This window comes from Cellulomonas triticagri, assembly GCF_003696205.1.
Classification (GTDB): domain Bacteria; phylum Actinomycetota; class Actinomycetes; order Actinomycetales; family Cellulomonadaceae; genus Cellulomonas; species Cellulomonas triticagri.
The window spans coordinates 104,783-116,070 of sequence record NZ_RFFI01000001.1 but is presented as its reverse complement, the minus strand read 5'-3'; the positions used below and the strand labels follow the sequence as shown (position 1 = coordinate 116,070).

At 74.3% G+C, this 11,288-nt stretch carries 9 protein-coding genes; 5 read left to right on the top strand and 4 right to left on the bottom strand.

Annotated features, from left to right (window positions below; genetic code table 11):
- The 5 genes from EBM89_RS00485 to EBM89_RS00465 all read left to right on the top strand — a co-directional run.
- On the top strand, positions 1–789 hold a 789-nt coding region (locus tag EBM89_RS00485; protein ID WP_233571441.1), incomplete at its 5' end, for a discoidin domain-containing protein.
- A 109-nt stretch (positions 790–898) separates the two neighbouring features.
- The gene (gene trxB, locus EBM89_RS00480) at positions 899–1,960 is read left to right on the top strand and encodes a thioredoxin-disulfide reductase (RefSeq protein ID WP_122147491.1); all 1,062 of its coding nucleotides are present in this window, start codon (positions 899–901) and stop codon (positions 1,958–1,960) included.
- A gap of 7 nt (positions 1,961–1,967) precedes the next feature.
- Positions 1,968–2,306 (top strand): thioredoxin, encoded by a 339-nt coding sequence (gene trxA / locus EBM89_RS00475; RefSeq protein ID WP_122147490.1) that lies wholly within the window; start codon positions 1,968–1,970, stop codon positions 2,304–2,306.
- Between the two features lie 90 nt (positions 2,307–2,396).
- Positions 2,397–3,737, top strand: coding sequence for an aminotransferase-like domain-containing protein (locus tag EBM89_RS00470; protein ID WP_122147489.1), 1,341 nt, complete (start codon positions 2,397–2,399; stop codon positions 3,735–3,737).
- Between the two features lie 126 nt (positions 3,738–3,863).
- A complete protein-coding gene (locus EBM89_RS00465) occupies positions 3,864–4,826 on the top strand; it encodes a D-alanine--D-alanine ligase family protein (protein WP_122147488.1) in 963 nt (320 codons plus the stop codon).
- 105 nt (positions 4,827–4,931) lie between these two features.
- Here EBM89_RS00465 and EBM89_RS00460 read toward each other — a convergent pair whose 3' ends face one another.
- The 4 genes from EBM89_RS00460 to EBM89_RS00445 all read right to left on the bottom strand — a co-directional run bounded on the left by EBM89_RS00460 (position 4,932) and on the right by EBM89_RS00445 (position 11,259).
- A complete protein-coding gene (locus EBM89_RS00460; protein WP_122147487.1) occupies positions 4,932–6,185 on the bottom strand; it encodes a ParB/RepB/Spo0J family partition protein in 1,254 nt (417 codons plus the stop codon).
- Positions 6,182–7,069, bottom strand: a complete 888-nt coding sequence (locus EBM89_RS00455; RefSeq protein ID WP_147463400.1) for a ParA family protein — start codon at positions 7,067–7,069, stop codon at positions 6,182–6,184. The genes EBM89_RS00460 and EBM89_RS00455 overlap by 4 nt, the downstream gene beginning before the upstream one ends.
- A gap of 95 nt (positions 7,070–7,164) precedes the next feature.
- Positions 7,165–7,929 carry a 16S rRNA (guanine(527)-N(7))-methyltransferase RsmG gene (rsmG, locus tag EBM89_RS00450; RefSeq protein ID WP_199731917.1) on the bottom strand — a complete coding sequence of 255 codons (765 nt, stop codon included), beginning with the start codon at positions 7,927–7,929 and terminating at the stop codon, positions 7,165–7,167.
- Between the two features lie 2,820 nt (positions 7,930–10,749).
- Positions 10,750–11,259, bottom strand: a complete 510-nt coding sequence (locus EBM89_RS00445; RefSeq protein WP_122147486.1) for a Jag family protein — start codon at positions 11,257–11,259, stop codon at positions 10,750–10,752.
- Positions 11,260–11,288: the final 29 nt, after the last annotated feature.

The window sequence follows — 11,288 nt, the reverse complement described above, 5'->3', positions numbered from 1 at the left end:
CTCCGGTCCGCGCAGCCGGTCGCGCGCGTGCCGGCGTCCCCGAACCGCGCCGCGCCCGCCGCCGCCACCGCGGGGGCCACCGGTGCGGGGACCCCCGACTGGGACCTCCCGTTCGCGGCCGAGCAGCGCGACGCCACCGCCGCGCAGCGTCGGTTCGACCCGACGCGCTGGGTGCTCGGCCTGGTGGCCGTCGGTGTGGTCGTCGGCCTGGTCATCGCCATCAACACGGTGCTCAGCCCGTTCCGCGGCGGCGAGGACACCGCGACGAACCCGCCCGCGGCGACCACCACGCCCGCGCCCGCCACCGAGCCGCCCGCCGACGACGAGGGCGCCGGTGGCGAGGAGGCCCCGGCCACCGCGCCGCCGGTCATCGCCGGGATCAGCTCGATCGACCCCTCGGACGGGGACGGTGAGCACGAGGAGCTCGTGGGCCGCCTGGTCGACGGCGACCCCGCGACGACCTGGTACACCCACACGTACAACCGGCCCGACTTCGCCGGGTTCAAGGACGCCGTCGGCCTGGTGATCACGCTCCAGGAGCCTGCGACCGTCACCTCCGTGACGCTCGACGGCCTCGGCGCCGGCGGCAACGTCGAGGTCCGGTCCACCGACGCGGCCAACCCGACCGCGGGCGACGTGCTCGCCGGGGGTGCGCTCGCGACCCCGCAGACGGTCCTCACGCTCGCCCAGCCGACCGAGACGCAGAGCATCGTCCTGTGGTTCACGTCGCTCTCGCAGACCCCTGACGGCGCCAACAAGGTCGAGCTGTCGAACGTCGCCGTCTCCTGACCAGCCCGGCCACCCGGAGCGGCCACCCGGCCGACCGGACGTGGAACAGACCGCGCCTAGGATCTGTTCTCCCGGCACCCGCCCCACCCCGGACCCCGAAGGAAGCACCGTGACCGAGACCCCCGTCCGCGACATCGTCATCGTCGGCTCCGGCCCCGCCGGGTACACCGCGGCGATCTACGCGGCGCGCGCGGGCCTGGCCCCCTACGTCGTCGCGGGTTCCGTGACGGCGGGCGGCGCGCTCATGAACACCACGGACGTCGAGAACTTCCCAGGCTTCCCCGACGGGATCCTCGGCCCGGACCTCATGGACAACCTGCAGAAGCAGGCCGAGCGGTTCGGCGCCGAGGTCGTGTGGGACGACGCCACCGAGCTCGACCTCACCGGCCCGGTCAAGACCGTCGTCACCGCGGGCGGCGAGACCGTGCGCGCCCGTGCCGTCATCCTCGCCACCGGCTCCGCGTACCGCGAGCTCGGCCTGGACGACGAGAAGCGGCTGTCCGGCCGGGGCGTGTCCTGGTGCGCGACCTGCGACGGGTTCTTCTTCAAGGACCAGGACATCCTCGTCGTCGGCGGTGGCGACTCCGCCGTCGAGGAGGCCACGTTCCTCACCCGGTTCGGCAAGTCGGTGACGATCGTGCACCGCCGCGACGAGCTCCGGGCGTCCAAGATCATGGCCGACCGCGCCCTCGCCGACCCGAAGATCCAGTTCGCCTGGAACAGCGAGGTCGTCGGCATCCAGGGCCAGGACAAGGTCACCGGCGTCACCCTGCGCGACACCGTCACCGGCGAGACCCGCGAGCACGGCGCCACCGGCCTGTTCGTCGCGATCGGCCACATCCCGCGCACCGACCTGCTGCACGGCCAGGTCGACCTGGACGAGAACGGCTACATCGTGGTCGAGGGCCGGTCCACCCGGACCAACCTGCCCGGTGTGTTCGCCGCGGGCGACGCCGTGGACCACACCTACCGCCAGGCGATCACCGCCGCCGGCTCGGGCTGCTCGGCGGCGCTCGACGCGCAGCACTACCTCGCCGCGCTGGGCGACGTGGACCCGGCCTCGCCGTCGGACATCCCCCCGGCCCTCGACGACGCCGACGTGGACGCGGCGGACGCCGTCGCGGCCCGCGGCGCCGACACGGCCGCTGCCGCAGCCGCCGCGGGGCACTGAGTCCCGGATGGCCACCGCGGTCACGGCGGCGGACTTCGAGGCGCAGGTCCTGCGCTCCGAGGTCCCCGTCGTGGTCGACTTCTGGGCCGACTGGTGCGTGCCGTGCCGGATGGTCGCGCCCGTCCTCGACGAGCTCGCCGTCACCTACACGGGGCGGCTGCGGTTCGTCGCCGTCGACACCGAGGCGGAGCGCGACCTGACCGACCGGTACGGCATCGTGTCGATCCCGACGCTCTACGTCTTCCACCAGGGCGAGCTCGTCCGTGCCCTGCCGGGAGCGCGGGAGAAGCGCGCGTACGCCGACGAGCTCGACGCCGCCCTCGCGGAGATCGCCACCTGGTCCTGACGGCCCGGCTCGTGGGGGTGCCGTGCACGTCCGGCGCGCCCGTCGTGGACGTCGCCGGGGCGGGCCCGGGGGTCGTGGCACACTCGGGAGATGACTGAAGAGACGCGTCCCGGCGAACCGCTGTCGGGCCCCACTCCGACTCCGGCCGCCGGCACGCGGCTCGACCGCTGGCTCGGTGCCTACGCCGCCCGCACGCACGGCATGCGGGCCTCCGAGATCCGCGCCCTGTTCGCCGTCGCGAACCGCCCCGAGGTGGTCTCCCTCGCCGGGGGCATGCCGTACCTGGAGGGCCTGCCCCTCGACGTCATCGGCGAGCTCGCCCAGCGCGTCGTGCAGACCCGCGGCACCACCGCCCTGCAGTACGGCTCCGGGCAGGGCGACGAGGGGCTGCGCGAGCAGATCCTCGAGGTCATGCGCCTGGAGGGCATCGAGGCGCACCCCGACGACGTCGTGGTCACCACCGGCTCGCAGCAGGCGCTCGACCTCGTGACCCGCCTGTTCGTCGACCCGGGGGACGTCGTCGTGGCGGAGGCGCCGTCCTACGTCGGCGCGCTCGGCGTGTTCCGGGCGTACGAGGCCGACGTCGTCCACGTCCCGCTCGACGCGCACGGCATCGTCCCCGAGGCGCTGGAGACCACCCTGGCGGACCTCGCCCGTGAGGGTCGCCGGGTCAAGTTCCTCTACACGATCCCGAACTTCCACAACCCCGCCGGCGTCACGCTGTCCCGGGAGCGCCGCCCGCGCATCCTGGAGATCGCGCAGCGCCACGGCGTCCTCGTCGTCGAGGACAACCCGTACGGCCTGCTGGGCTTCGAGGGCGACCCGCTGCCCGCGATGCGCTCGGTGGACGACGAGGGCGTCATCTACCTCGGGTCCTTCTCCAAGACCTTCGCGCCCGGCTACCGCGTCGGCTGGGCCGTCGCACCGCACGCCGTGCGCGAGAAGCTGGTGCTCGCGTCCGAGTCGGCCATCTTGTGCCCCTCCAACGCCTCCCAGCTCGCCATCAGCGGCTACCTGGCCACGTGCGACTGGAAGGGCCAGGTCAAGGCTTTCCGCGAGCTCTACCGGGAGCGGCGCGACGCCATGATCGGGGCGCTCGCCGAGCACCTCCCGGACGCGACGTGGACCGTCCCCGACGGCGGCTTCTACACCTGGGTGCGGCTGCCCGACGGTCTCGACGCCAAGGCCATGCTGCCCCGCGCCGTCACCGCGCGCGTCGCCTACGTGCCCGGCACCGCGTTCTACGCGGACGGCCAGGGCGCCGACCACGTGCGGCTGTCGTTCTGCTTCCCGACGCCCGACCGCATCCGCGAGGGCGTCCGGCGGCTCGCGGGCGTCGTCTCGGCCGAGAGCGAGCTCGTCTCGCTGTTCGGCACCGGCGGTGCCCGACCCGGCGACGACATGCAGTCGCCCGGTCCCGACCTGGCCTGAGCCCCCGGACCGGTACGGTCGAGGGGTCGGCGCGGTGCCCGCGCCACGCCGACCCGCACCCGCCTCACCAGCACCGACGTCGGCCCACCGGCCGGCGACCGCACCCCGCACCGGAGGACCGCACCCGTGCCGCACGATCCCGTCAGCGCCCAGCCCCGTGTCGTCGTCCTCGCCGGGGGCCTGTCGCACGAGCGCGACGTCTCCCTGCGCTCCGGACGCCGCGTCGCCGAGGCGCTGCGCTCCACCGGGCTCGAGGTCACCGTGCACGACGTGGACGCCGACCTCGTCCCCGCGCTCACCGAGGCCCGCCCCGACCTCGTGTGGCCTCTGCTGCACGGTGCGAGCGGCGAGGACGGCTCCGTACGCGACGTCCTCGAGCTGCTCGGTGTGCGCGCGCTCGGCACCGGGCCGCGGGCCAGCCGCGTGGCGTGGAGCAAGCCCATCGCCAAGACCTCGGTCACGCGAGCCGGCATCGCCACCCCGGATTTCGTCACGCTGCCGCAGAGCCTGTTCCGGGAGCTCGGAGCGAGCCGTGTTATGGACGCCGTCGTCGCCCGCCTCGGGCTGCCGCTCGTCGTCAAGCCGTCCCGCGGCGGCTCCGCCCTCGGCGTGACCCTGGTCCGCACCGCCGACGAGCTGCCCGGCGCGATGGTCTCCTGCTTCGCCTACGGGGACACCGCGCTCATCGAGCGCGCCGTCGAGGGCACCGAGCTCGCCATCAGCGTCATCGACCTCGACGGCACGCCCCAGGCGCTCCCCGCCGTCGAGGTCGTCACCGACGGCCCGTACGACTACGACGCCCGCTACAACCCCGGCCGGACCGAGTACTTCGCCCCGGCCCGGCTCCCCGACGACGTCGCCGCCCGCGCCGCCGAGACCGCCGTCGCCGCGCACCGCGCCCTGGGACTGAGCCACCTGTCGCGGACCGATCTCATCGTGGACGCCGACGGCGTGCCGTGGTTCCTCGAGGTGAACGTCGCTCCCGGCATGACCGAGACGTCCCTGTTCCCGCAGGCCGCCGAGGCCGGGGGGCACCACCTGGCGGACCTGTACCGGAGGCTGGTCGAGGCCGGTCTCCGCCAGGGCTGACCACGCTCCACTCCCCCGCCGACGGCGGGCCCGGACCCGCACGTCCCCGACGACGAGAGCCCACCGGCGCGTGCCGGTGGGCTCTCGTACTGCTGGGGTGCGCGGTCAGCCGCGCAGCAGGCCCGGGTCGTCCGGGGCGAGGCTGGACAGGATGCGGTTGAGGTCCTGCACCGAGGCGAACTCCACCGTGAGCTTGCCGCGCTGCTTGCCCAGGTCGACCTTCACCCGTGTCTCGAACCGGTCCGAGAGGCGGCTCGCGAGGTCGTCCAGCGCCTCGTTGCGGACCCCGGCGCGCGGACGGCGCTGCTGCCGCCGGCCCTCGCCCTCGGTGCCCAGGGCGACGATCTCCTCCGTCGCGCGCACCGACAGGCCCTCGGCGACGATCCGCTGCGCCAGGCGCTCGATCGCCGCGCCGTCGGCCAGGCCGAGCAGCGCCCGCGCGTGGCCGGCGGACAGCACTCCCGCCGCCACCCGACGCTGCACCAGCGGGGGCAGCCGCAGCAGGCGCAGCGTGTTCGAGATCTGCGGCCGCGAGCGGTGGATCCGCGTCGCGAGCTCCTCGTGCGTGCACCCGAAGTCGTCCAGCAGCTGCTGGTACGCCGCCGCCTCCTCCAGCGGGTTCAGCTGCGAGCGGTGCAGGTTCTCCAGCAGGGCGTCGCGCAGCAGGTCCGCGTCCTCGGTCTGCCGGACGATCGCGGGGATCGTGTCCAGGCCCGCCGCCTGGGTCGCGCGCCAGCGGCGCTCGCCCATGATCAGCTCGTAGCCGTCCTCGACCGGACGCACGACCACCGGCTGCAGGACGCCGATCTCCTGGATCGAGCCGACCAGCTCGTCCAGGGCGTCCTCGTCGAAGACGCTGCGCGGCTGCCGGGGGTTCGGGCGGATCGCCGTCACCGGGAGCTCCGCGAACGCGGCCCCGGGCACGGGCAGCAGGCCGCCGTCGTCGACCACCGTCGTCGTGGTCGTGGCGTCGCCGGACGCCACGCGGCCCTGAGCCGTCGGGCCGCCCGGTGCGCCGTCGTCGTCCGAGCCCGCGGTGCCGGCCGGGACCGCCGAGTCCGTCGAGTCGGTCGAGCCCGCCGAAGGCGTGCTGCCGGGCTTGACCGCGCGGTCCGTGGACGACGGGGTGGCACCCGCTCCCCCGTCCGTCGCGCCGACACCGCCCGCCGTCCCGGAGGTCTCGGCGGGAGCGTTCGCGCTGGTCAGCGCGTCGTCGACGGCCACCGCCTGCTCGCGCTCCGCGCTGCGGTCCGGGAAGAACACGTCGACCGGGCGCGCCCCGTCGCCGCTCCGCGTCTCCAGGCCCGTCGGGATGAGGGCCCCCAGGCCCCGGCCGAGCCCACGCCGCTTCTCGCTCACACGTCCTCCTTCAACCGGGTCGCGGTGGTCCCGCGGTCCGCGAGCTCTCGGGCTGCCTCCAGGTAGGCGAGCGCGCCGCTCGAGCCCGGATCGTACGTCAGCACCGTCTGCCCGTAGGACGGCGCCTCCGACACCCGGACCGAGCGCGGCACGGTGGTCCGCAGCGTCTTGTCCGGGAAGTGCTCCCGAACCTCCTGCGCGACCTGCTGCGCGAGGTTGGTCCGGCCGTCGTACATCGTCAGCAGGATCGTCGACACGTGCAGCCCGGGGTTCAGGTGCGCCTGGATCAGCTCGATCGACTTGAGCAGCTGGCTCAGACCCTCCAGGGCGTAGTACTCGCACTGGATCGGGATCAGCACCTCGTCCGCCACGACGAACGCGTTGACCGTGAGCAGGCCCAGGCTCGGCGGGCAGTCGACCAGGACGTAGTCGATGCGCGGCTCCCCCCGCTGCTCCCGCTCCGCGAGGTACGTCGTCAGGGCGTTCCGCAGCCGGGTCTCCCGAGCGACGAGCGAGACGAGCTCGATCTCCGCACCGGACAGGTCGATCGTGGCCGGGACGCACGTGAGGTTCGGGATGTCGGGGCACGGGTGCACGGCGGACGCCAGCGGCGCGCCGTCGACCAGCACGTCGTACACCGAGGTGATCCCGGCGTGGTGGTCGATGCCGAGCGCCGTCGACGCGTTGCCCTGCGGGTCGTTGTCGATCACGAGCACTTGGAGGCCCGACTGGGCCAGCGCCGCCGCGAGGTTCACGGTGGTCGTGGTCTTGCCGACCCCGCCCTTCTGGTTCGCGACCGTGATCACCCGGGTGCGGTCCGGTCGCGGGAAGACGCGGCCGCGCAGCTCGATCCTGCGGCGGGCGTCCTGCCGCAGCTCCGCCATCAGCGGCGTGTCCTCGTCCGCGGAGGGAAGGCTCTCCACGAGCGCAGCGCGGCGACGCTCCTCGGAGTCCTCGGCCCACGGGTTCAGGTCGGTCGTCACGCGCGGGGTCCCTTCGTCGAGCGGCGCGCGCGGCGCGACCGGCTCTCTGTTCCACGTGAAACTGGTGTCGGCGCGGGTGCGGTGCCCCGCGAGGTCCGCTCGACGACCACCACGCTGGTCGACTCCAGCCCGGGCGCGGTGGGCGCCTCCAGGATCCGGGCCGCTCCCCCACCGAGCCGCACGCCCGTCGCCTCGGCGGCCACGGCCTCGTCCGCCGCCCGGCCACCCTTGAGCGCGACGAGCCGCCCGCCGACGCGCAGCAGCGGCAAGGTCCAGCCGTAGAGCTTGTCCAGTGCCGCGACGGCGCGAGCAGTGACCGCATCGGCCTCCAGCAGGCCGATCTGGTCCTCCGCCCGACCGCGCAGCACGCGGGCGTTGTCCAGGCCCAGCGTGTCGACCACCTCGGACAGCCAGTCGGTGCGGCGCTCCATCGGCTCCAGCAGCACGACCTCGGCGTCCGGACGCATCGCCGCGACCACCACGCCCGGCAGTCCCGCGCCGCTGCCGACATCCACGATCCGCCCCGTCTCGGGGAGGAACGGCACGACGGCGGCCGAGTTCACCAGGTGACGCTCCCACAGCCGGGCGACCTCGCGGGGGCCGACGAGGCCGCGAAGCACGCCCTGGTCACGCAGCAGGCCGTGGAAGCCCTGGACGGCAGGCCACGACGCACCGAAGAGCGTGGGGAGCCTCGGGTCGTCCTGTAGCGGGTCGACCAGGTGGTCACCCGCGTCCGGTGCCGGGACCGACTCTGACCGCACAGCTCTCCCGGTGGCTCGTGACGTGGTGGCTGCACCCGCCGTCCGTGGGTGGCGCGCGGTGCGGGGTCAACGCTACCCCGCAGCGCCGACAGGTTCCGAGCCCACCACGCGTTCGGGCGCACCGACTCTCCCCGTGCCGCCGACCCGACCCGGCACTCCGACGCCGCGGCGCGCGGGGTCCGGACATCGGGCCGTGCGCGCCGCTGGTTCCACGTGGAACTTCGGACGACACGACCGTCACCCGGGACGTCCCCGCCGTCCGGCCCCGAGGCTGCGGCGGAGGTGACCGGCCGGGCACACCAAATATCGCCGCCGCCACACCCTGTGGCTGCGCGCCGCGTTTCCGGGGCTCCTCGATCGGGCCTCGGTCGCTGATCCACGTGGAACTGGCCGTTTCACGTGGAACCGCTGACCTCAGCGGTCGCCGCTCGTTTCACGTGGAACGGGCGAGCTCCGCGGTGGGGCCACCTGCCGTCCGCGCGGTCCGATCCGACACGCCCCGTATCGGCCCTGCCACGGGCCGTTCGACCACAGGAGCCTGGTAGGCGCACTCTCGCCATTGCCGACGCGTCGGAGCCGCGGACACCCTGCTCTCCGGACGTCAGCCCGCCCCTCTGCGTCACCCCTTGCCGAGCGGGAACACGCGCGAGGTCGTGGCGGCAGCCCTCCTTGCCCCAGCGGTGCCCTCTCGGCGCGTTGACCTCGCTACCGGGACGTCCTCTGCCCGTTGCCGACGTGGTCTCCGTGGCATCCGGGCGCCTGCCCCACAGCTCCGAGCATCCGACAGGACCACCGCCAGCGCGGTCCGTCCGCCGTGCTTCGTCGGTTCGGGCTGATGATGCCCGAACCGGCCCACCAGCTGGGGCGATCTCGTCCCGCACGACCACCTCGCGAGCCGCCTGCAGGACGCGCTCCTCCGCATCACGCGTCGGCGTCTCGACCCCGGGCCCGTGCGGCGTCCTCCCGCGACGCTAGGGGCGCGGCCCGCACGCGCGGTCGGCCGTGTCGCAGAGACGGTTCTCCGCGTTCCACGTGAAACGCGGCGTCAGAGGCGACCGTCCTGCGGCACTGTGCTGCGTCACGGAGAACCCGGCGCGTCGGACCAATCCCCACATGTCCGCCCTGCGATCTGTCCGCAGGGCGCGCGCCTGACTCGCCGGCCGGGGCTCGGCGCTTCGCTCCCCCGCTCTTCGCTCACCGCGCTGAGCGACCCTCGCGCGATCCGATCGTCGGACCCGGTTCTCGAGCCGGCACCGGCCGGTGCGCCTCGGTGGTCTCGAGAGCCGCGGCAGCAGCCGCACTCAGACGTCCCGTTCCACGTGGAACCGGACGCCGTCGTCGCCCGAGAGGAACAGGATGGATGCCGCCGGCTCCGGCACGCAGCGCGCCTCGCGCGTCCGTGTCGAGACCAGCGACCTGCCTCGTCGGTCCCGTCTCACGCGGCCATCGATGCGGTGCGGTCGACCCCGTTCCGCCGGACGGCGGGCCACACCTTCCGGCCTACGTCCTCTCGTGCGCGCGGCACACACGGCGGGGACAACGTCGCCGAGGCACGGCTCCTCCCCTCCCCCGACCGATCGCTCCCGCCGACCCCACCGGCGCCCGCGCGGAGGAGGCGTGGAGCAACGGCACGGGTCTCCCCAGCGGCGGCGCCCGACGACGACCACCGTCACGACCGGGCTCGACGGGGCACCTCCGTTCACCAGAGCGCGCGTCGACCTGGTGTGGCCTCGCGAACGCGGACCACGCGAGGCACCGCGAGCTGCTGGCGACCACGCGCCCCGCCCTTGATCAGGGCGCGTTCCACGTGGAACCGACCATGATCGACACGGCGCCGGCTCCGGGAACCCGACGCACCGGCTCCCACGGCTCAGACCGGCAGCGCCGCCGGCACGCGCGTGACCCGACGAGTTCTCGGCCCACTCAGGACCCGAGACGCGCCCGGACCGCCCGTACCGCCAGACGATCGAGCGCCTCCGAACTGCTGTCGTCCGGGTCGGGGGCTGCGGGCGGCGGCGACCTCGGCCACCGCTGCCTGCCCGCGCAGCCTCCGACCCCGGAGTCGCATCGGCGAGACACGGGTGCGGCAGACGACCGATTCCGCAGAACCTCCCAGCCGCGTGCACCCGGCGCGACGGTACCGGACCCGTCACCACCAGCGCCCGCGCCCAGATCCGTCCGGCACCGCGTCACATGGCCCGAGCCGGGAACGCTCTGCCCCAGGGCACCCTCTCTCACTCGCCGGAGCCGGCAGCGGCGTCGCACCGCAGCAGCAGGACGCGTCGTGCGCGCCGGCCTTCCCGCACCCGCAGACTCTCGCACCCGCAGGCCCTCGCACCCGCAGGCCCTCGCACCCCTTCGCCCGTGCACCCCACAGCCCGTGCACCCCTTGGTGCGCGCATGGCCATCTGCTCTCGCACCCCGTGGTACGCGCACCCCGCGGTTCGCGCACCCCGTCGCTCCCGCACCCTCGTGTTCGCGCACGGCTTCGTTCGTGCGCCCCGACGCCCCCGCGCGCCGTGGCCGGCATCCCACCACGACGCGGCCGCATGCGAGCGGCCCCGAGGACGGCCGCACCCGCGGGCGCACGCTCGCCACCGAAACCGCGAGACGACGACACCGGGTGACCGACCGCCCGCCACGCCCTCGTGCCTGCCGAACGGCGTGCTTGGCACTATCGCGCCCTGCGCGACATTCCTGCCGCTCGTTCACCCACGAACGACCTCGCCTCAAAGCCACCTCCGTCGCGACACAGAAACGCGAGAGGCCGGTCCCGAACGGGACCGGCCTCTCGGCGCAGCAGGGCGAACGCCCTCGGCGTCAGCTCGCGGGCTTGATGACCACGTACCGCCCCGGCTCGACGCCGTCGGAGTCGGACGTCAGCCCGGCGGCGGCGACCGCGTCGTGCACGACCTTGCGCTCGAACGGGTTCATCGGGTCGAGGGACACCGACTCGCCGGAGGACTGGACGCGGCCGATGGCCTCGCGTGCGACCTCCACGAGCTCGGCCTTGCGCGCGGCACGGAACCCCGCGACGTCGAGCATGAGCCGGCTGCGGTCGCCGGTCTTCGCCTGGACCGCGAGGCGGGTGAGCTCCTGGAGGGCGTCGAGGACCTCACCGTCCTCACCGACGAGGCGGTCGAGCGCGCGCTCGGCCCCCTCCTCCGCGACGATCTCGACGGCGGCACGCCCGTGGTCCACGTCGATGTCGATGTCGCCGTCGAGGTCCGCGATGTCGAGGAGCTCCTCGAGGTAGTCCGCCGCGATCTCGCCCTCTTCCTCGAGGCGGGTGGGGGACGCGGTGCCGGCGTCGCCGGACGGTGTGGTCATCTCTGCTCCTTGCTGGGGGAACGGGGCGC